Below are 18,225 nucleotides of genomic sequence, written 5' to 3'. Positions count from 1 at the left end.
ATGGGATTACTGAAAAGTCTTTTTGGTAAAGATAATCAATCAAAACCACAAAATAACAAAAAAGGCCCGGCCAAATCCTCTGGCGGTAACAAAGGCAAGCCGCAAAATCGCCAGAATAAAAATGGTCCAGCGCGTAACAATGGTCCGCGTAATGGTAAAGGTGGCAACCGCAAAGGTGCTCCTAAATCTGGTCCAAAGAGCAATAATCGCTCTAATCAACCTCGTCGTCATACACCGCCTATGGGTGATTGGTCGGTTGATCAATTTAAAGTTGAACCTGCGGAAGGTAAGGTTCGCTTTCATGACTTTAATTTGGATGCACGCATTATGCGAAGCATTCAAGACTTAGGCTTTTCTTACGCCAGCCCCATTCAAGCAGAAGCACTGCCATATACATTGGCGGGTCGAGATATCATTGGTAAAGCGCAAACAGGTACGGGTAAAACCGCGGCATTCTTGATTACCGTATTGCAGAAGCTGTTAACCGTAAAGCCAGAAGAGCGTTTTGCTAGTGAGCCACGAGCATTGATTCTGGCTCCGACACGTGAACTGGCTATGCAGATAGCAAAAGATGCGGATGGCTTGTCTAAGTATGCTGATTTGAACATTGTTACCGTATTGGGCGGCGTGGACTATGACAAGCAAAAAGAACAATTAGAGAATGAGGTCGTAGATGTTGTAGTTGCGACCCCAGGTCGACTACTTGATTATTTACAGCAGGGCATAGTGTATCTAGACCAAGTAGAAATGCTGGTGATTGACGAAGCAGACCGTATGTTGGATATGGGTTTCATCCCTGACTTAAAACGCATTATTCGCGGCACGCCCGAAAAATCTATTCGTCAGACTCAGTTGTTTAGTGCCACTTACCCCTATGATGTGGTGGCGTTAAGCGAAAGCTGGACCTATAAGCCCGAGCAAGTAGAAATTGAGCCAGAATCTGTGGCAACGGAAACCGTTAAACAGCAATTCATCAGTTTGCAAGAAACTCAAAAAGACAACGCACTGATCGAGTATTTAGAGAAAGAAAACACGGGTAAATCCATTATCTTTGCTAACCGTAGAGATACCTGTCGTGATTTGGCAGATCGCTTGAACAAGCGTGGAGTGAAGGCGCTACTTTTAAGTGGTGAAGTAGCGCAAGCCAAGCGCATGAAAACTCTTGATCGCTTTAAGTCAGAAGATGGCGCCGTGTTGGTAGCCACAGATGTGGCGGGTCGAGGTATTCATGTGGACGGCATTACCCACGTGTTTAACTATAACTTGCCAGATGATCCTGAAGATTACGTTCATCGCATTGGGCGTACTGGTCGAGCAGGAGAAAGCGGTACTGCCATTACATTTATCGATGAATATGAAGCCTATGGCTTAATGGACTTGGAATCTTACCTAGGGAAAAAGGTGAGCACTGATCAATATCAGAGCTAACACCTTTTAAGAGGAAGCAAGGATGCGAGCAATCACAATGCGGTTATTTTTAGTGGGCATGGCCATGGGGATGGCATTAAATGCTATGGCTATGTCTGCTCAGAAAGCCCATGAGTTGATAGAGCAACAAAGACCCGAGCTGTTAGAAACCGATGAGCTTGTCAGCCTGTATTATTTTGGTCGAGAAGAATCGGTTTCAGTGGTGGGTTTGGAGCGTGTTGGGCAAGACTATCTACCGGTGCGTTGGTTGCTGTTGTTTGAAAACGAGCAATTACTGGGGTGGTATCACCCGCTACCTGATTTTCCTGCTCGATTAGAAAATGGCCAATTGCATTTTCCCAAGGGGAGTTCAATTGAGTCGTTAGGCATTCGATCTCCCCGGCCTTTGCCTATGGTGATCGATAACCAGCATATGGCGTTTCGTTCAATAAAGAGTCTTGATGAAGCACATCATTGATATCAGCGCAGTTTTCTTTCGCTATTATTTTGCCCCCGGACCTGTTGTTATTAATGACGATGGCTATGATGTCAGTGCATTGCTCAGTTCACTTCGTTGGTTATTGAAACCTGAATTCTTGTTAGCTGAATCCACGATCTGTTGTTTTGATGAGAGTCTTGGAACAGGCTTTCGCCATGAATTAGATCCTGAATATAAAGCCAATCGTCCATTACCGACTGACGACATTATTTATCAGCTATCCGCTTTGAAATTGGTATGTGAAACCCTAGGGTTCGCTGTGCTAGCCAGTGATGAACTGGAAGCGGATGATTTAATTGCCACAACCATTGCTTGCTATCCTTCGGACCCATGCGTCATTCATAGCCGTGATAAAGATTTACGCCAGCTTTTGATCGAAGGTCGCGTCACCATGCAAGATGTCGCTACCAACCAAATTTGGACTCAAAAACGATTAGAGGAAGAAGTTGGTTTAGCGCCACAACAAATTCCGTTGTATTTAGCCATGGTCGGAGATGTGAGTGATAATATTCCGGGTGTGCCAGGAATAGGTGATAAGACCGCACTGCGGCTTTTACAGGCTTATGAGGATTGGCCTCAGATCATGGATGCGGTGCACTCCGACGACATTTTACCGGTTCGAGGTAGTGCAAGAATTAAACAGAATATTCTAGAATACCAAGATCGTATTGTACTCAACCTTAAGTTGACCCAATTAAAAGTGCTTAAGGATCAGACGCTGCGTTTTAAAGTGAGAACAAGTGATCAGATAGATGAGTTAATGGCGCAATGCGAAGTACTGGGCATTGCGCATCGCTTAAAGAAACCCCTTCAACGACTGACGAGTTAACCCTAATGAAAATAGTGGCAGACGAAAACATTCCCTTATTGGACGGTTTTTTTGCGCCTTTATGCCAAGATCTTGTGACCTTACCCGGCCGCAAGATGAGCAATGCTGATGTAGCGGATGCGGACATTTTATTAGTGCGTTCGATTACTAAAGTGGACCAGGCTTTACTGCAGGGCTCTAAAGTACGTTTTGTTGGTACCTGCACCATAGGTACCGATCATTTGGATACGGATTACCTAGAACAAGCAGGCATTAAATGGGCAAATGCCCCTGGCTGCAATGCCAAAGCCGTGGTGGATTATGTATTAAGTTGCATGCTCGTGATTTCTGAAATGAAGCAACGGTCAATTCGCGACATGTCTGTGGGTATCGTGGGTGCTGGTAATGTCGGCGGTATGTTGCTGGAAACCCTAACTCAAGTCGGTGTTGAGGCGATTGCCTATGATCCGAATATTGAAGGTTTAGATTCAGAGGAACTAAAAACCGCCGTTTGGCAGCAGGATATCGTGACGCTGCATACCCCCATTACCAAAGAGGGTGAGCATAAGACCTTTCATTTAGTGGACGACGCGCGCTTAAGCAGCATGAAACCCAATGCGGTTTTAATTAATTCCTGTCGAGGTGCGGTTATCGATAACCAAGCCTTGCTGCGTCACATTCGTGAAGTGAAAACCTTTTCCGCGATTTTAGATGTTTTCGAGGAAGAACCCAGCCCTAACGATGAATTACTCACCCGTTGTTTATTGGCTACGCCACACATAGCGGGATACAGCCTCGATGGCAAGTATCAGGGCAGTGCCATGATTTACGATGCCTTGTGTGAGTTTTTGGCATTGCCGCGTCGTACAAAGCTTGAACAGCTGATTCCAGAGGCTCAGTTGCGTAAAGTGAGCTTTAGTTCGGAATCGGAAGAAGAGTTTGTATTACAGAAGATGATTCGTAGTGGTTACGATGTGCGTGATGATCACTATCGGATGAAGAGTTTGCTAGGGTTATCAGATGAAGAGAAGGCCAAAGCCTTTGATTTGTTGCGTAAGAATTATCCAGTACGTCGTGATTTGAATCGCTTGGTTGCTTCCGCACGTAATATTCGTGGTAATTACATGCTGGAAGCACTGGGCATCAAGATGAAGTCTTAGAGGCCTTTAGAATTTGTTTCAGGGCCTTTTCAATCATTTCTTCCGTAATGGGGTGTTCTTTGCCGTTTTTATCGATGACGGCGGCCCCATGCATGTAATCCGCGTCTTTGTGCGCTTTCTCGTTGTTATGGGTGGTTGCAGCCATGTTTTATCCCCCAATAAACTAAAGTAATTATCAGTATAGGCTTTCAGTGTGAATCAGACCAACCCCCAAGAGCAAGTTTATTCTGCCTTCGAACAAGCTTTTCCAAGCAATGAGGCGTTTCGTGTCTTTCATGGGCGTGGCGGATTGGTACGCGGGTTCGAACAAATTAACATCGAATACTATGCTCCTGTGCTTTGGTGCATGGTGTATCAACCGGTTAATGAAGCGCCTCTCATGGCGCTTGTTGAGAGTATTAAAGCAAATGCAGCGGCGTGGGGGATCGAACACATTTATATTCAGCGACGTCACGAAAAAGGTGATCCTGTTGAAGTGATCATGGGAGATGCCTCTTACATTGATAAAGAATTTGTCGTTACGGAGCAGAACCTAAAATATTGGGTCACGCTTGGACGCAATCAAAATACAGGGTTGTTTTTAGATATGGCTCACGGACGAAAGTGGGTACGCGAAAACTGTCAAAATAAGTCGGTTCTGAATTTGTTTGCTTATACCTGTAGCTTAGGCGTGGCGGCCGCGGCAGGTAGTGCACGTCAGGTTGTTAATGTGGACATGGCGAAAGCGGCCATTAAAAGGGGTCAACAGAATTTTGCCCTCAATGAATTCTCGGGTGCAGGCACCGCTTTTATGGCGCAAGATGTATTTAAAATGATCAAAAAGATAGGTCAGAAAGGGCCCTATGATTTGGTGATTTGTGATCCGCCTAGTTTTCAAACTAAAGCGTTTGATGTGAAAAAAGACTATGCAAAGACGTTGAAAAAAATTGCGCCGTTTATCGCAGAGAAGGGCAAGCTCATGTTGTGTCTTAATAGTCCCGCTTTAGACGAACAGTTTTTGATCGATACAGTGGCCGAGTCTATTCCCGAAGCACGGTTTGATGGGCGACTTGAAAACCCTTCTGTGCTGGCGGATAAAGACGAGCAATCCTCACTAAAAATTATGTTTTTTAGCTTAAAATAAAATGCTCTTCGATGAGGTATCGAACATCTACGCCGGCTTGTGCTTGGATGGCTTCATCCAGTTTGAATACTAGTGTGCTTTGCTGACGCTCGATTGAAGAAGCGCTTTCGCGTTGTTCGGTATTCAATTGAGGTTTGATTAATTTAGAAAACGCTTTTTGTGTTAGTGTACATTCATCGGCTACTTCATAACGAGCAAGGTCACGATATCGCACGTAACCCTCATCGTGTAACCATTGAAATGCCCCTACGCAAGCCATGTGCCTAGGACTGTGAAGACCAAACTCGTCAATCGTATCTGGGCCACTCACGTCTTCTACAAAAAGAGAAATCTTTTGCGGAAATTGCCGATATAAGCTCAGCAATATTACCGCAATGTCTTTGTAAAAGTCGTCAATGTTAACGTCGATCATGGCAACTCAACTGTTTTATTATTGCGAATAACGTTCAAAGAAATGCCCCATTTTTTCGATGGCTTGTTCTAAATCCTCGACACGGGGTAAAAATACTAAACGGAAATGATCAGGTTCTGGCCAGTTAAAAGCACGGCCATGAACGATTAGAATTTTTTGTTGCTCTAATAAGTCCAAAACCATTTTCTCATCATTTTTGATGTTAAAACGCTTCTGATCCATTTTTATGAAACTGTAAAGAGCACCTTGCGGTAAGGTGCAACTTAAACCTGGGATGTCGTTAATCATATTGTGAGCAGTCATTCGTTGCTCATAAATGCGACCACCGGGCTTGATCAAATCGTTGATGCTTTGGTAACCACCAAGGGCTGTTTGAATCGCGTACTGTGCGGGTACATTTGCGCACAAACGCATATTCGCCAGCATATCCAAACCTTCCATATAGTCTTTGGCCTTATGCTTGGCGCCACTGACAATCAACCAGCCTGATCGGAATCCAGCAAGGCGATACGTTTTGGATAGACCATTAAACGTTATGAATAATAAGTCATCGGCCAGCGATGCTGTTGACGTGTGCTCGACTTCATCAAAAATAATTTTGTCGTAAATCTCATCACTGAAAACCACAAGATTATTTTCGCGGGCAATTTCGATCATGCCTTCCAATACTTCTTTGGGGTAGAGCGCACCGGTTGGGTTATTCGGGTTAATAATCACCATGGCTTTGGTTTGCGGTGTGACTTTGGCACGAATGTCATCCAGATCTGGATACCAGTTGCTTTGCTCATCACAGATATAGTGTCTCGGTGTGCCACCTGCTAAGCTCACTGCGCCGGTCCAAAGCGGGTAGTCTGGCGCAGGTATTAAGACTTCATCGCCGTTGTTGATCAACGCCTGTAGAGCCATGACTATTAACTCACTAACGCCATTGCCTAGATAAATGTCATCGATTTCAACGCCATCAATGCCTTTTTGTTGGCTGTATTGCATCACGGCTTTGCGAGCACTGTAGATACCCTTGCTATCGCTGTAGCCTTCCGCGTTAGGCAATTCATGGATGACATCTTGAATAATCTCATCCGGTGCGTTTAACTCGAAGGGAGCAGGGTTGCCGATGTTAAGTTTGAGGATGCGATGGCCTTCTTCTTCCATACGCTTGGCGGCGGTGAGCACAGGTCCTCGAATGTCGTACAGCACATTAGCGAGCTTGTTGGACTTGTGAAATTCGTGCATGAATACCTCAAACTTTTTCAAACCAAGGCGTGTAATTACGCGTATTTGCAAGAGGGTTGATAATACCCTTTTATCATTGTTTCATCCAAACGAAATCCGTAAATTGTCCTTGGATTTCGAAGAAAAGGAGGACGTTGTTGTGAGTAAGATTGTAAAGTCTGAGCAGGAATGGCGTGAGCAATTAGATCCTGATGTTTATCACGTGACCCGTGAAAAGGGCACCGAGCGTCCGTTTACAGGTAAGCTGAATCAAAATAAAGAGACCGGTGTTTATCATTGTATTTGTTGTGGTGAGCCGCTTTTTTCCTCTTCTGGTAAATATGATTCTGGTTGTGGTTGGCCAAGTTTTTATGAGCCGCTGCCGAACGCTCCCATTGAAGAGCATAAAGATACTAGTCATGGCATGATTCGTACGGAAATTACCTGCGGTAAATGTGATGCTCATCTTGGTCATGTGTTTCCAGATGGCCCCGCACCAACGGGTATTCGATATTGTGTAAACAGCGTATCACTAGATTTTGAGAAGAAAGAAGACGAGTAATGAAGTCGTACGATTGGATTCAGCAGCGAGCTGAGGATTTGAAAGGATTGAATTATCAAGTGTATTTACCTGAGGTAAGCACTGAGCAGCAGCTACTTCGAAAAACCGATGCTGAATACCTTTCTCTAATGAGCTTGCGTATATTCCGAGCCGGGCTAAAACACAGTTTAGTGGATTCTAAATGGCCAAGGTTTGAGCAAGTCTTTGGTGGCTTTAATCCTGCGTACATTGCCAGCTTAAGTGATGAAATGCTGGAAGCTCATATGCGAGAGCCGGGATTGATAAAGCACTGGGGAAAGATGAAAGCCATGCGAGATAATGCGGCCTGGATTTTACATATGCGCAATGAGGGCAGCAGTATTGCCGAGTTAGTGGCTCACTATCCGGTTACTGAAATTGTCGAGCTTTGGATTCAAATGAAAAAGCAAGGGTCGCAATTAGGTGGTGCCAGTGCGCCTTCGTTTTTACGCATGGTGGGTAAAGATACCTTTAGACTTAGCGAAGATGTCTTAGTGCAATTGCGGGCGCAGGGTATTATTGACCAAGTAAAGCCAATAACGTCACAAAGGGATTTAAGAACGATTCAATGTGCCTTCAATCAATGGTACGAAGAATCTGGTGGTGTACCCATGGCTCATATTTCGCGTATGCTTTCTTTTACCTGATATTTTTCCATGCTCAATGAAATCGCAAATACACTGTTTTAGTTGATTAATAACTGGACAGGTGGGATTTTTTCGGTAATTATATTTCGCACAATTAAATGGTGGTAAATTCAAATAAATTTAATGAGGAAAAATATGAGCGTATACGATTTCAAAGCGACGGATATCACAGGTCAAGAACGTGAACTGAGTGAGTTCAAGGGGAAACCGCTATTGATTGTGAATACAGCAAGCAAGTGCGGTTTAACACCTCAGTTTGACGGCCTAGAAGCGCTATATAAGCAATATAAGGATCAAGGCTTTGCGATCTTAGGTTTTCCATGCAACCAATTTGCAGAACAGGATAAGGGCAGCGACAGTGAAATCGCTGGTTTTTGTATGAAAAATTATGGCGTTAGCTTTCCTATGTTCAGTAAGATCGAGGTGAATGGCGACAATGCTCATCCTTTATACCGTTATCTTAAGGATCAAGCGCCAGGTTTCTTGGGTAGTAAAAAGATCAAATGGAACTTCACCAAGTTTTTGATTAATAAAGAGGGCAAAGTGGTTAAGCGTTTTGCGCCTACAACAAAACCAGCTGCTATCGAGAAGCATGTGAAAGCGCTTGTTGAATAGCCCAAAGGGATTTGACCCCATTCGGCATAGTGTTTACATTGCCATTAATTACGAGCAAGGATGACCTATGTCGAATAAAGATGAGCTGCTAAAACTAGAGAACCAAGTCTGTTTTCAGCTGTATAGCGCTTCCCGTTATTTAACCAAGCTTTATCAGCCTTTGCTGAAGCCTCTAGATTTAACCTACCCCCAGTATCTTGTGATGTTGGTGATGTGGGAGGAGGCTATGGGACAAAAGTTCACGGTGACGGAGTTGGGGCAGCGCTTGAAACTCGACAGTGGTACTTTAACGCCGCTACTTAAACGTCTAGAGGGTAAAAAGCTAATTCAGCGTCAGAGAAGTACAGAAGATGAGCGTCAAGTTTGGGTGCGCTTAACTCCGCTAGGTGAATCCTTAAAGCAACAAGCGAGGAGGGTGCCTGAAAAGCTTCTATGTAACACTCAGGTCAAGGTGGAAGAGCTCACTGCACTAAGAGAAACACTGCGAAAGTTGTTCGATGACAAGCCTATTGATTAGTCATCGTATATATTCTTTTTACCTTCCCAGCTTTCCTCTTCTTGAATTTTATCTACCCCGGCAGCCAGTTTGTTTTGTGTGGTTGCCTGATTCTGCATCCGAGTTTCATTGAGTTTTGCCTCGGTCTTACTTATGAGGTCGTCAATTTCTTTCTTTTGTTGTTCTAGGTGTTGCTTGATCGGGCTTTTTAGAATGATTGACTTACTCATGCGCAGTTTTCCAAGGGCAGGGCGCCACTTGTTCATTTTTAGTGCGGCTTTCGCCATATTATAATTGAGGTCTAACCCTAGGCGATTGGCCATGATTTTTAGGTTTTTTGCTATTCGGGCACCATACGACTTGGGGATTAAGCCTGTTCTAACGGATGCTAGCATTTGACTGTGAAGAAACTTAATGGACATTTTTACCTCATGTGCAGTATCCGCGTTGCTAATATTGCTGCACTTGCCTAGACGTTTTACGCTGTCGTCTTGCTTCTTTTGTACTTTATCAAGCTCGAACTCTAGTTCTTGTAGTTGAATATTAATGCCTTCACTTTCATTTCCAGCTTGCTGGACCTTGCTTAATAACTCCATCAAGCGACGAATCATGAAAACCTTCGTAGGTTTATCAATGTATATTTCGGGGATAATTGAGATAGCGTTTTGCATGCGCTTCAGGTCATCATGCAGGTCCACAAGTTTGCGGGCTTGCTCGATGCGTTTCTTCTCAAGATAACTCTTGATAAAAATGCTACCGACGAGAGCAGCGACTAAAACAACCCCCAAAATGACCATAGTTTCCATTAGTAGACTCTTTTTTCCCTATCTTCTCTAAGTGTAGACGCAAAATTCAAAACTTTTTTGCAGAAAAAACTTGACGCAATTCAATGAGATACATAAAATGCGCGCCACATTGAGACGTGACTGACGTTTCAAGTCCAGTGTGTCCCGTTCGTCTAGAGGCCTAGGACACCGCCCTTTCACGGCGGTAACAGGGGTTCGACTCCCCTACGGGATACCATTTTCTCTTTGTGAGATTAGGACACCGCGCTGTTTTATGATGGCACGGCGGCCAAATCCAAAAGGGATACCATTTTCTCTTCTAGAGAGAGTACATTGTTGCGGGAATAGCTCAGTTGGTAGAGCACGACCTTGCCAAGGTCGGGGTCGCGAGTTCGAGTCTCGTTTCCCGCTCCAAATTATCAGTCAACAAATTGTGTCCCGTTCGTCTAGAGGCCTAGGACACCGCCCTTTCACGGCGGTAACAGGGGTTCGACTCCCCTACGGGATACCATTTTACATTGTTGCGGGAATAGCTCAGTTGGTAGAGCACGACCTTGCCAAGGTCGGGGTCGCGAGTTCGAGTCTCGTTTCCCGCTCCAATTTTCTAGATGTTTCTTTCTTTTACTTCCTCGTTATTTATTTTTACCCACTCAAATTCTTGAGCTTCAGTCCGTTCCGTTCCGTTCCGTTCGTGCAGATAGAACTAGCCATTTGTAAGTTGGTTTGCAGGAGTGGATTATACAAAGAGGCGGTATAGGTAAATACAGCCCCGCAGAAGCAGGGCCTAATCGCCAAGTCAGCCGTTTGACTAGTGTTCAGTGGTGTTGTCGTCTTTTTTATTGAAAATGGCGATTTTCGTTTCTAAGTAATCGTGCCCTTCAGCGACAAGCTCTTCCAATTTCTGAAATTTTTCAATTTCTTCATCTGGCATAAAATGCAATGCTTCACCGCCAAAATACCAAAGAACCTCTCTAGGCATGATAGGGGCGATCGTCGGATAATTACGAAATAGGCGAGATAACCAAGTTTGTCCCTCAAATTGGACATCACTTTGGTTGTCTTCTAAACCTGCTACAATGCGCTGTAGTTGATCTAAGAAACTAGCTTCGTCCTCACCCAAAGGTTCTTGGTTGAATGGAATACCTTGTTTCACGGTTTTTTCGAAGTCTTTTAGTAGAATGAGAGTATGATGTCTCGGATTGTACGCCTGCATATAAATAATCGTTTATGAGCTCTAAGAATACGTTAAATATAGACCCACAAGCACCTGCTTTAAAAATCTCTAACTTACGCAAGACCTATGACAATGGTCATGAGGCGCTGAAAGGGATTGATTTGGAAGTTAAGCAAGGTGATTTCTTTGCACTATTGGGCCCCAATGGAGCTGGCAAGTCTACCACACTTGGCATTGTTTCTGGTTTGGTAAATAAAACTTCTGGCGATGTTTGTGTTTATGGGCAAGACATAGAAGGGGATTGGTTTCACGCTAAACGTCTTCTGGGTGTTGTTCCGCAAGAGTTTAACTTTAACCAGTTTGAGAAGGTTCAAGACATTGTCGTGACCCAAGCGGGTTATTATGGGATGAATCATCAAGAAGCTCTGATTCAGAGTGAGAAATATCTCAAAGCATTGGACTTGTGGGACAAGCGCGATGTGCCATCTCGTATGCTCAGTGGCGGTATGAAACGTCGCTTGATGATCGCAAGGGCGCTTGTACATAATCCCAAGCTGCTGATCTTAGATGAGCCAACTGCGGGAGTGGACATTGAGCTGCGCTTAAGTATGTGGGAGTACTTAACCAAACTGAATGAGGAAGAGGGCACAACTATTATCCTCACTACTCACTATCTTGAAGAAGCAGAAAGCTTATGTGAGAACATCGCGATCATCAATCATGGCGATATTGTCACGAATACCAGTATGCGCTCTTTGCTGCAGGAGCTACATAAGCAGACGATGATCGTAGAGCTGGCTCAAGATTATTCTAATCGACCTTCCTTGTCGCCTCTAGATCACCATTGGTTGGATGACTCCAGTCTAGAGGTCGTGGTTGAAAAAGGAACGGCCATTAACGAATTATTTACTGTGTTTAATCAGCAAGGTGTTTCGGTGAGTGGTATCAGGCCGAAGAGCAATCGTCTAGAAACTCTGTTTGTTGATGCGGTAAGGAAGTAACAGAATGAGACATTTTATTTCAGCTTATTGGGTTGCGTTTAAAACTATTTTAGTAAAAGAAGTAAGGCGTTTCTTGCGTATTTGGCAGCAAACCTTGCTGCCGCCCGCTATTACAATGACGCTATACTTTATTATTTTCGGTAATCTAATCGGGTCGCGAATTGGAGAGATGTCTGGGATTAACTATATCTCTTTTATCATGCCGGGTTTGATCATGATGGCGGTGATCAATAACTCCTACTCGAATGTGTCCAGTTCGTTTTTTAGCAATAAGTTCCAACGCAGTATAGAAGAGCTGTTGGTCGCTCCAGTACCGAATTCCGTTATTCTTTGGGGGTTCGTGTTCGGGGGGGTAACCCGCGGCTTGTTAACCGGCTTTATTGTTACTCTTGTTGCATTATTTTTTACTGATGTGCAGGTCTTTAATTTGTTTGTACTGGTCACCGTTGTATTACTGAGTTCAATATTGTTCTCACTTGGTGGTTTTATTAATGCTTTGTTCGCTACGAAGTTCGATGATGTCAGCGTGGTGCCGACGTTTGTGTTGACGCCGCTATCGTATTTGGGAGGTGTCTTTTTTAGCACGGATTTATTGCCCGAACACTGGCAACTGGTTTCACAAGTAAACCCGATATTGTACATGGTGAACGGTTTTCGTTATGGCATGTTAGGGGTCAGCGATGTGAGCTTGTTTGCTTGCTATAGCATTTTGATCGGCACAATTGTGGTACTCAGTGTGTGTAGTATGTGGCTATTACACCGTGGTAAGGGGATACGCTCCTAATGAAAGACGATATTCTACTAGGTAAAGAAACCGAATATAAATCGGAATACGATCAAAGCTTAATCTATCCCATTGAGCGCGCCGGCAATCGCGCAAAGTTAGAAGGGATTGATGATTCATTGAATAATGGTTTGGGGTTTTATGGCTATGATCTTTGGACTGGCTATGAAATTTCATGGCTGAACCAAAAGGGCAAGCCGCAAGTGGCCATTGCAGAATTCATTATTCCTTGTGACTCAAGCAATATCGTTGAATCCAAGTCTTTTAAGCTATACCTGAACAGTTTTAATAATACGCGCTTTGATGATGCGGATGAGGTTCAAGCTTTAATGCAAAAGGATCTGAGCCAGGGCTTTGGTGCGGATGTAGACGTTCGCTTTTATTCGGTAGAGCAATATCCATTGGCTCAGTCGCTAACGGGCGAGTGTATTGATGATGAAGATATTACGGTTAAGGATTATGCGCCTACCCCAAGTCTTTTGTCCTTTTCTGACGAAAGCACACAAGAAATCCTAATAAGTCATTTATTGAAAAGTAATTGTCCAGTTACGAATCAGCCAGATTGGGCAACAGTGGTCATTGATTACAAAGGCAGTAAAATTGATCGCGCCGCTTTGCTTGCCTATATCATCAGCTATCGCAATCACGATGATTTTCACGAGCACTGTGTCGAGCAGATGTTTACGGATTTGTGGCGTTTAGGAGCTTTTGATTCATTAACCGTTACGGCGCGCTATACAAGAAGAGGGGGCTTGGACATCAATCCAATGCGTTCTTCTCGTTCTGCGATCAGTGTGAAAGATATGGTGGGTCGATTACCTCGTCAATAACCTGAAAATAAGACACAAAAAAAGCCCGAAAGGGCTTTTTTTGTGTCTACTCGATGCTGCTGTGTCTCGCTCTAGATTAAGCTAAACAGACCCAGGGGATGATGCGTACGTGCAATGGTGACCATCATAATGATGCAGATAATGGCGGCGGCGAAGAAGCTGCGACGAAGCATCACATTGTCGGTTTTCATCATTTTGATGCCAAACAGAATATAACCTACCAAAAACACCATTTTAGCCGTTAGCCAATGATCGCTTATGGGGTATTGATGTGTGATCACCGTTAATGCGATACCCGTTGCCAATAAAAACGTGTCGATAATATGAGGGCTAATTTTCGCCCATTTCTTTTGTAGCCATCCTGCCTGCATCAGTAATGCAATGCCGCGGATGACGAAAAAGCTTAGGCTCAGTGCCACTAGCAGTAAGTGGCTGTGTTTCATTGCGATGTATAGGGTACCCATGGTTTTCCTATTAGTTATTAGTCCTTGACAGCATAGTTAATCTCTATTTAAATGATAATCATTATCAATAAGGAGAGGTTGCTATGACTCGCTTAGATTCCAGTTTGGAGGAATGTTTCAAAGCATGGGAATTTTACACGCTAAAGGGAAATGCGTGCTACCACAGGGGCGAACTAAAACAGGCTTGCAAAGCATTTGCTAAGTCTGTCGACCTCTTGGAGGGGTGTTTGGATCAATATGATTTGTCCCAACCTGAATTGGTGAGACGTTTTGTGTTGGCCTGTCATAATACGGCTCATAGTTATCATATGTTGGATTCAGTAAAAGAAGCAGAATACTTTTATAGTCATGCGCATTTCCGGCTGTTAAGTATGTTGCATTCTCGCCGTCACTCTATGTTTGATGTTTTGCTTAAAGAGCTAAGAATTACCTTCAAGCAACTGCGCAGTTACCTTAAGGGCAAACAGAAGCACCAATTGGCAGATAGTATCCAAGAGGAGAGCGTTAGAGTGGTGCGTTCGGTCTATCTTGATAGTGCTGAGGATGTATTTGCAGCGTGAAGGGTTTGCTTCTTAAGTACAATTAAAGCAAGGCTCAGATACGAGCCTTGCTCTCGGGGGATGGGAGGTTAATAAGCCACGGCTCCCATTTGAAAGTCATCCGTTTCTAAATTCAGATGATACTGGACATTATGATTTTCTATTTCGCGATTTAGCTCTTCGCTACTCATTTGACTGAACTTTTGTACCAGCAAGGCGTGATGAATCAAGCTGATTTCTCGTTCCGACAAATCTTTTACTTCTTGCGCATCAAATATCTGGTTCTGAATTAAATTTCGGCGCCAAGCACCGATGTCCTCTTCATTCACCATGATATGTTGCACCAGTGTGTTGACCATTGGATTCACTTGCATAACACCTCCTTCGGGACGTGACTTTGAAATTAGAGGCATTGGCTGGCGATTACCAGAGTTTTTCCAGCCTCATTACTTAATGATCTATTAACGATTATTCAATATTCAAGGTAGTTCAAAAATTCGAACAAAGCAGTCTTAAATGGTTGTTTAAATTAAACGTTTGAGCACTTTAAAATCAGTGAAAATGAATAAATTGGTACCCTAGGTTGCAATTTCTATTAGTTGTTGGCTTTATAGTGGCCCGCAATAATTTGCGGTCCAAAAAATAAAATAATAAAGGAAGCACACAATGAAATACTTGGCTCTTATTACAGCGGCATTGCTGTCATTGAACCTCTCTGCTGCAACCATTTCGGGTGTCGAACTGCCTGATAACCTAAGTGTTACTAAGCAACCTCTGGCACTTAATGGTGCGGGTGTGCGTAGTAAGTTTTTTATGGATATCTACGTGGCGGGTTTGTACTTACCAGAAAAAGAGCAAGCTGCGCAAAACATCATCGAACAGGACCAGCCAATGGGTTTGCGCCTGCATGTCACTTCGGGCTTGCTAAGCGCCGAAAAAATGCAAAATGCTACGTTAGAAGGATTTGAAAAATCAACTAACGGTAATCTTGCTCCCATTCAAAAAAATGTTGATGTGTTCATTGATAGCCTGAAAGATGAAATCGCAGAAAACGATGTTTTCGAATTCATTTACGTCCCAGATCAAGGCGTTTCGGTTTACAAAAATGGCGAGTTAAAAACTCAGGTTCCTAGCCTTGAGTTTAAGCAAGCATTATTTGGCATTTGGTTGTCGGATGAGCCAGTTCAGGATGACCTAAAAGCAGGACTATTAGGTAGCCTTTAATAGCTGATGATCAATTGACCTGACAGTGGCGACTTGAGGTCGCCACCGTTGCATTGAGTGAAAGATCGTGCAATTGGATCGCTACATCCTGTACGTTGCCCGCAGAACTCACCTAATTCGCAATAAACACCATCATAATCTATATCTGAACTGACTTGGATGCTCGGCTCATTAGCGTTATGGGGATATTGCAGTTGCCATCCTGTTTGATTGGTTGAGGCTCGAAGAGGTGTCCGTTTGCTATCGATCTGTACATATAAATGATCAAGAAAATCTACACGATGGCCATCATTGTATGATTGCAATTGTGTTTCTAGGGTGCGCCACTGGTAACCGTCATGATAACGGATTGTAATATTATCTATATCAATAGCATTCTGTACGCTAAGTTCGTATAAGTAGTTATTCACTTTTTCCAATTCGTAATTCAAGTCGTTCGGAAGAATGCTGAAATTTAACATTTCTAGAGAAACATCGTTTGATAGCCTTATGGGCAGTCGGGCTGACATATCTGAATTGTGATAGTTTATTTGGGTGGGGGCCCAAAGGCGTGTATGCGTAGTGGGCGTACCGATATTGCTGTTAGCTAACGTTCCTATTTTGTACATATCTAATCGACCCCAACCATTTTGCTTTGTGTGTTTATCGCTAGTGGTGATTTTTCCTTGTTCGATCAGCCGGTTTACATCAGCAACATCAATATGAGGATGATGGCTTTTTAAACTCGCAAGCACGCCAGTTGCGAATGCAGTGGACATCGATGTTCCTGTTAAACTCTTAAATCCTTGCGGCGCTAAATTTATAATGCCGCCGCTGCATGTTTGGTCCACACAGTTGCCACCTGGGGCAATAATGTCTAGAGCGGCTCCACTATTGCTGTAAGGTGCTACATTGCCGAAGCGATCATGCGCACCAACAGCGATGACGTTTGGATAGGCAGCTGGATAATCTATTGTATCCGAACCTTGATTACCTGATGCTGCAATAATAATTATGCCTAGTTGACTCAGCCTTTGAATGACGTCGTTTTCTATCTGACTAAAGTCTTTTCCTCCCAAGCTGAGATTAATAATATCAGCAGGGCGGGCAGGGCGTTTACCTGTATCGTTACCTAAAGCTGCAGCGTATAAAAGACTTTGAATAAGATCGTAACTTGTTGCCCCGAAGCGGCCAATAGCTCGCAGTGGCATGATTTGAACATTTGGGCTGATGCCTGCAATTGAAGTATCCGTCAGTTGTCCTTGGCTGGCGATGATTCCTGTAATATGAGTACCATGACCTATGTCAGAATCATCAAAAGGATTGCTGTCCCAGCCATCACCATCATCGCTTTGCAGAGGGTCTGAAATAAAATCGTAGCCATCCTCAATATATGCATGACTTAATTCGGCATGATTCGATAATCCCGTATCGATAACGGCCACGCGCACGTTGAGTCCCTGGTTTGGTAATAACTGCCATAGTAATGGGATATCAAATTCACTTAAGGACCATTGAGTAAAGCTGCGGCTGAAGCGCCAATAGTTGTAACTAACAGATTGAACATTATCTGCTTGCTGAAGCGCCTGTCGCGCCTGTTGAATGTTTTTGTGATGGCGTAATCTTGGGTCGCTAATATCTACCAATTCAGGGTTCAATTGATTTTTATATCTAATAATGAGTTTTCCTGGCTGATACGAATTGGCGTCGACAGACTCATTTAATCCAACGTTTAGTGTGTAGCGAACGGTCTCTGTCTTCCTAATTAATTCAAGATCGTACAGACCGGCCGCAAGATGCAAAGGGTTTTGCCAAGCTATATCAGAGCCATTTGCTTCAACTTTAACGGAAAGCTCTCCTGTATGGTGTTGAACGTCCAGCGTGATGGGCTGATCTGTCTGCAAGCGATAGCGGTCAATGTCATCGCCACTGCTACATAGGCGACCAGTTTGGCATTGCCCTTTTGCCATCATGATGCCGCTGATTTTGCTCGGTGCTGTAATTGGCTGAGGTTCAAAGTCATTCCGTTTCCACGTCTGGTTAGGATCATTGTGGTCGCTGTCGACAACGATTAGGTCTCTACTGATCACATCAAGATTTTGCGCCGCACCCTCAAGTACAAGAGTGTCAGAGATCTTTTCTTGTTGTCCATCGCGCTCAAAACTATAGGTAATCGTGTATTGACCTGGACTGTAATAAATGTGGTTGACACTCCTGCCTGCAGAAACATAGCCGTCGCCAAACTGCCAGTAGCCAGAGTGATCTTCTGATACATTAGCCTTGAATGCGACTTGGTAACGCTCGCTTCCAAGAGAGGTGACGGTGTAAGTAATAGGGCTGTTGGGTTGGCTTGAGTTGCTATCGCTTAGGCAGGCGCTAAGCAAAAGAAACATGCCATATAATAGAAAACGGACGACCATACTGCTCCATTGATTGCCGAAATTCCTTCTATGTTTATAAGCATAGAAGCTGCTTCGACTGGGCGC

General features: G+C 43.9%; 22 protein-coding genes and 4 tRNA genes. 18 read left to right on the top strand and 8 right to left on the bottom strand.

Annotation, left to right across the window (positions count from 1 at the left end):
• From HF888_RS09445 to pdxB, 4 genes are read left to right on the top strand one after another with little or no spacing between them, the layout of a single operon-like run.
• On the top strand, window positions 1–1,428 hold the full coding sequence (locus HF888_RS09445) for a DEAD/DEAH box helicase (protein WP_007017071.1): 1,428 nt from the start codon (window positions 1–3) through the stop codon (window positions 1,426–1,428).
• A 22-nt stretch (window positions 1,429–1,450) separates the two neighbouring features.
• A complete protein-coding gene (locus HF888_RS09440) occupies window positions 1,451–1,885 on the top strand; it encodes a hypothetical protein (RefSeq protein WP_007017070.1) in 435 nt (144 codons plus the stop codon).
• A complete protein-coding gene (locus tag HF888_RS09435; RefSeq protein WP_007017069.1) occupies window positions 1,869–2,735 on the top strand; it encodes a 5'-3' exonuclease in 867 nt (288 codons plus the stop codon). The genes HF888_RS09440 and HF888_RS09435 overlap by 17 nt, the downstream gene beginning before the upstream one ends.
• A 5-nt stretch (window positions 2,736–2,740) precedes the next feature.
• Complete coding sequence (pdxB, locus tag HF888_RS09430; protein WP_007017068.1) at window positions 2,741–3,874, top strand: 4-phosphoerythronate dehydrogenase PdxB; 1,134 nt, start codon at window positions 2,741–2,743, stop codon at window positions 3,872–3,874.
• On the opposite strand, the gene HF888_RS09425 is transcribed toward pdxB, so the two are convergent.
• Complete coding sequence (locus HF888_RS09425; RefSeq protein WP_007017067.1) at window positions 3,858–4,019, bottom strand: PA1571 family protein; 162 nt, start codon at window positions 4,017–4,019, stop codon at window positions 3,858–3,860. The two genes, pdxB and HF888_RS09425, sit on opposite strands and share 17 nt — an antisense overlap.
• Window positions 4,020–4,067: 48 nt before the next feature.
• Here HF888_RS09425 and HF888_RS09420 point away from each other — a divergent pair, with 48 nt between their 5' ends.
• Window positions 4,068–4,997 (top strand): class I SAM-dependent methyltransferase, encoded by a 930-nt coding sequence (locus tag HF888_RS09420; RefSeq protein ID WP_007017066.1) that lies wholly within the window; start codon window positions 4,068–4,070, stop codon window positions 4,995–4,997.
• Here the strand turns inward: HF888_RS09420 and HF888_RS09415 are convergent.
• Together HF888_RS09415 and HF888_RS09410 are read right to left on the bottom strand one after the other, a co-directional pair.
• Window positions 4,984–5,409 (bottom strand): hypothetical protein, encoded by a 426-nt coding sequence (locus HF888_RS09415; RefSeq protein ID WP_007017065.1) that lies wholly within the window; start codon window positions 5,407–5,409, stop codon window positions 4,984–4,986. The genes HF888_RS09420 and HF888_RS09415 overlap by 14 nt on opposite strands.
• Before the next feature lie 18 nt (window positions 5,410–5,427).
• Window positions 5,428–6,642, bottom strand: a complete 1,215-nt coding sequence (locus tag HF888_RS09410) for a pyridoxal phosphate-dependent aminotransferase (RefSeq protein WP_007017064.1) — start codon at window positions 6,640–6,642, stop codon at window positions 5,428–5,430.
• A gap of 139 nt (window positions 6,643–6,781) precedes the next feature.
• Between HF888_RS09410 and msrB the strand changes: the two genes are divergently transcribed.
• The 4 genes from msrB (at window position 6,782) to HF888_RS09390 (ending at window position 8,980) form a co-directional block, all read left to right on the top strand.
• A complete protein-coding gene (msrB, locus tag HF888_RS09405) occupies window positions 6,782–7,183 on the top strand; it encodes a peptide-methionine (R)-S-oxide reductase MsrB (protein ID WP_040297597.1) in 402 nt (133 codons plus the stop codon).
• The gene (locus HF888_RS09400) at window positions 7,183–7,848 is read left to right on the top strand and encodes a DNA-3-methyladenine glycosylase I (protein ID WP_007017062.1); all 666 of its coding nucleotides are present in this window, start codon (window positions 7,183–7,185) and stop codon (window positions 7,846–7,848) included. The genes msrB and HF888_RS09400 overlap by 1 nt, the downstream gene beginning before the upstream one ends.
• 135 nt (window positions 7,849–7,983) lie before the next feature.
• Window positions 7,984–8,463, top strand: coding sequence for a glutathione peroxidase (locus tag HF888_RS09395; protein WP_007017061.1), 480 nt, complete (start codon window positions 7,984–7,986; stop codon window positions 8,461–8,463).
• 67 nt (window positions 8,464–8,530) lie between these two features.
• Entirely contained in the window at window positions 8,531–8,980 is a 450-nt protein-coding gene (locus HF888_RS09390; RefSeq protein ID WP_007017060.1) for a MarR family winged helix-turn-helix transcriptional regulator, read from the top strand.
• Here the strand turns inward: HF888_RS09390 and HF888_RS09385 are convergent.
• A complete protein-coding gene (locus HF888_RS09385) occupies window positions 8,977–9,765 on the bottom strand; it encodes a hypothetical protein (RefSeq protein ID WP_007017059.1) in 789 nt (262 codons plus the stop codon). The genes HF888_RS09390 and HF888_RS09385 overlap by 4 nt on opposite strands.
• A 141-nt stretch (window positions 9,766–9,906) precedes the next feature.
• Here HF888_RS09385 and HF888_RS09380 point away from each other — a divergent pair.
• The 4 genes from HF888_RS09380 to HF888_RS09365 all read left to right on the top strand — a co-directional run bounded on the left by HF888_RS09380 (window position 9,907) and on the right by HF888_RS09365 (window position 10,343).
• A tRNA-Glu gene (locus tag HF888_RS09380) sits at window positions 9,907–9,982 on the top strand.
• A gap of 100 nt (window positions 9,983–10,082) precedes the next feature.
• A tRNA-Gly gene (locus tag HF888_RS09375) sits at window positions 10,083–10,158 on the top strand.
• Window positions 10,159–10,179: 21 nt separating this feature from the next.
• Window positions 10,180–10,255, top strand: a tRNA-Glu gene (locus HF888_RS09370).
• 12 nt (window positions 10,256–10,267) lie between these two features.
• Window positions 10,268–10,343, top strand: a tRNA-Gly gene (locus HF888_RS09365).
• A gap of 209 nt (window positions 10,344–10,552) precedes the next feature.
• Here HF888_RS09365 and HF888_RS09360 read toward each other — a convergent pair.
• The gene (locus tag HF888_RS09360; protein ID WP_007017058.1) at window positions 10,553–10,957 is read right to left on the bottom strand and encodes a PA2817 family protein; all 405 of its coding nucleotides are present in this window, start codon (window positions 10,955–10,957) and stop codon (window positions 10,553–10,555) included.
• Between the two features lie 14 nt (window positions 10,958–10,971).
• Here HF888_RS09360 and HF888_RS09355 point away from each other — a divergent pair, with 14 nt between their 5' ends.
• From HF888_RS09355 to queF, 3 genes are read left to right on the top strand one after another with little or no spacing between them, the layout of a single operon-like run.
• Window positions 10,972–11,919 (top strand): ABC transporter ATP-binding protein, encoded by a 948-nt coding sequence (locus tag HF888_RS09355; RefSeq protein WP_007017057.1) that lies wholly within the window; start codon window positions 10,972–10,974, stop codon window positions 11,917–11,919.
• A gap of 4 nt (window positions 11,920–11,923) precedes the next feature.
• Complete coding sequence (locus HF888_RS09350; protein WP_007017056.1) at window positions 11,924–12,703, top strand: ABC transporter permease; 780 nt, start codon at window positions 11,924–11,926, stop codon at window positions 12,701–12,703.
• Window positions 12,703–13,533: an NADPH-dependent 7-cyano-7-deazaguanine reductase QueF gene (gene queF / locus HF888_RS09345; protein WP_007017055.1), complete on the top strand. Its 831-nt coding sequence runs from the start codon at window positions 12,703–12,705 to the stop codon at window positions 13,531–13,533. The genes HF888_RS09350 and queF overlap by 1 nt, the downstream gene beginning before the upstream one ends.
• Before the next feature lie 71 nt (window positions 13,534–13,604).
• Here queF and HF888_RS09340 read toward each other — a convergent pair whose 3' ends face one another.
• Complete coding sequence (locus tag HF888_RS09340; RefSeq protein WP_007017054.1) at window positions 13,605–13,997, bottom strand: SirB2 family protein; 393 nt, start codon at window positions 13,995–13,997, stop codon at window positions 13,605–13,607.
• 83 nt (window positions 13,998–14,080) lie between these two features.
• Between HF888_RS09340 and HF888_RS09335 the strand changes: the two genes are divergently transcribed.
• The gene (locus HF888_RS09335) at window positions 14,081–14,557 is read left to right on the top strand and encodes a hypothetical protein (protein WP_007017053.1); all 477 of its coding nucleotides are present in this window, start codon (window positions 14,081–14,083) and stop codon (window positions 14,555–14,557) included.
• 68 nt (window positions 14,558–14,625) lie between these two features.
• Here HF888_RS09335 and HF888_RS09330 read toward each other — a convergent pair whose 3' ends face one another.
• Window positions 14,626–14,910, bottom strand: a complete 285-nt coding sequence (locus tag HF888_RS09330) for a hypothetical protein (protein ID WP_007017052.1) — start codon at window positions 14,908–14,910, stop codon at window positions 14,626–14,628.
• Window positions 14,911–15,202: 292 nt separating this feature from the next.
• Between HF888_RS09330 and HF888_RS09325 the strand changes: the two genes are divergently transcribed.
• Complete coding sequence (locus tag HF888_RS09325; protein ID WP_007017051.1) at window positions 15,203–15,760, top strand: chalcone isomerase family protein; 558 nt, start codon at window positions 15,203–15,205, stop codon at window positions 15,758–15,760.
• Here the strand turns inward: HF888_RS09325 and HF888_RS09320 are convergent.
• Entirely contained in the window at window positions 15,757–18,159 is a 2,403-nt protein-coding gene (locus HF888_RS09320) for a S8 family serine peptidase (protein ID WP_007017050.1), read from the bottom strand. The genes HF888_RS09325 and HF888_RS09320 overlap by 4 nt on opposite strands.
• Window positions 18,160–18,225 lie beyond the last annotated feature (66 nt).

The sequence above is a fragment of the Bermanella marisrubri genome (assembly GCF_012295615.1).
In the GTDB taxonomy this organism is placed as follows: domain Bacteria; phylum Pseudomonadota; class Gammaproteobacteria; order Pseudomonadales; family Oceanobacteraceae; genus Bermanella; species Bermanella marisrubri.
This window is presented reverse-complemented; position numbering and strand designations above follow the sequence as displayed.

Bases quoted from the DNA above. Each gene is read 5' to 3' on its own strand.
- HF888_RS09445 (WP_007017071.1), top strand. From the start codon at position 1: ATGGGATTACTGAAAAGTCTTTTTGGTAAAGATAATCAATCAAAACCA.
- HF888_RS09440 (WP_007017070.1), top strand. From the start codon at position 1,451: ATGCGAGCAATCACAATGCGGTTATTTTTAGTGGGCATGGCCATGGGG.
- HF888_RS09435 (WP_007017069.1), top strand. From the start codon at position 1,869: ATGAAGCACATCATTGATATCAGCGCAGTTTTCTTTCGCTATTATTTT.
- pdxB (WP_007017068.1), top strand. From the start codon at position 2,741: ATGAAAATAGTGGCAGACGAAAACATTCCCTTATTGGACGGTTTTTTT.
- HF888_RS09425 (WP_007017067.1), bottom strand. From the start codon at position 4,019: ATGGCTGCAACCACCCATAACAACGAGAAAGCGCACAAAGACGCGGAT.
- HF888_RS09415 (WP_007017065.1), bottom strand. From the start codon at position 5,409: ATGATCGACGTTAACATTGACGACTTTTACAAAGACATTGCGGTAATA.
- HF888_RS09410 (WP_007017064.1), bottom strand. From the start codon at position 6,642: ATGCACGAATTTCACAAGTCCAACAAGCTCGCTAATGTGCTGTACGAC.
- HF888_RS09400 (WP_007017062.1), top strand. From the start codon at position 7,183: ATGAAGTCGTACGATTGGATTCAGCAGCGAGCTGAGGATTTGAAAGGA.
- HF888_RS09395 (WP_007017061.1), top strand. From the start codon at position 7,984: ATGAGCGTATACGATTTCAAAGCGACGGATATCACAGGTCAAGAACGT.
- HF888_RS09390 (WP_007017060.1), top strand. From the start codon at position 8,531: ATGTCGAATAAAGATGAGCTGCTAAAACTAGAGAACCAAGTCTGTTTT.
- HF888_RS09385 (WP_007017059.1), bottom strand. From the start codon at position 9,765: ATGGAAACTATGGTCATTTTGGGGGTTGTTTTAGTCGCTGCTCTCGTC.
- HF888_RS09360 (WP_007017058.1), bottom strand. From the start codon at position 10,957: ATGCAGGCGTACAATCCGAGACATCATACTCTCATTCTACTAAAAGAC.
- HF888_RS09355 (WP_007017057.1), top strand. From the start codon at position 10,972: ATGAGCTCTAAGAATACGTTAAATATAGACCCACAAGCACCTGCTTTA.
- HF888_RS09350 (WP_007017056.1), top strand. From the start codon at position 11,924: ATGAGACATTTTATTTCAGCTTATTGGGTTGCGTTTAAAACTATTTTA.
- queF (WP_007017055.1), top strand. From the start codon at position 12,703: ATGAAAGACGATATTCTACTAGGTAAAGAAACCGAATATAAATCGGAA.
- HF888_RS09340 (WP_007017054.1), bottom strand. From the start codon at position 13,997: ATGGGTACCCTATACATCGCAATGAAACACAGCCACTTACTGCTAGTG.
- HF888_RS09335 (WP_007017053.1), top strand. From the start codon at position 14,081: ATGACTCGCTTAGATTCCAGTTTGGAGGAATGTTTCAAAGCATGGGAA.
- HF888_RS09330 (WP_007017052.1), bottom strand. From the start codon at position 14,910: ATGCAAGTGAATCCAATGGTCAACACACTGGTGCAACATATCATGGTG.
- HF888_RS09325 (WP_007017051.1), top strand. From the start codon at position 15,203: ATGAAATACTTGGCTCTTATTACAGCGGCATTGCTGTCATTGAACCTC.
- HF888_RS09320 (WP_007017050.1), bottom strand. From the start codon at position 18,159: ATGGTCGTCCGTTTTCTATTATATGGCATGTTTCTTTTGCTTAGCGCC.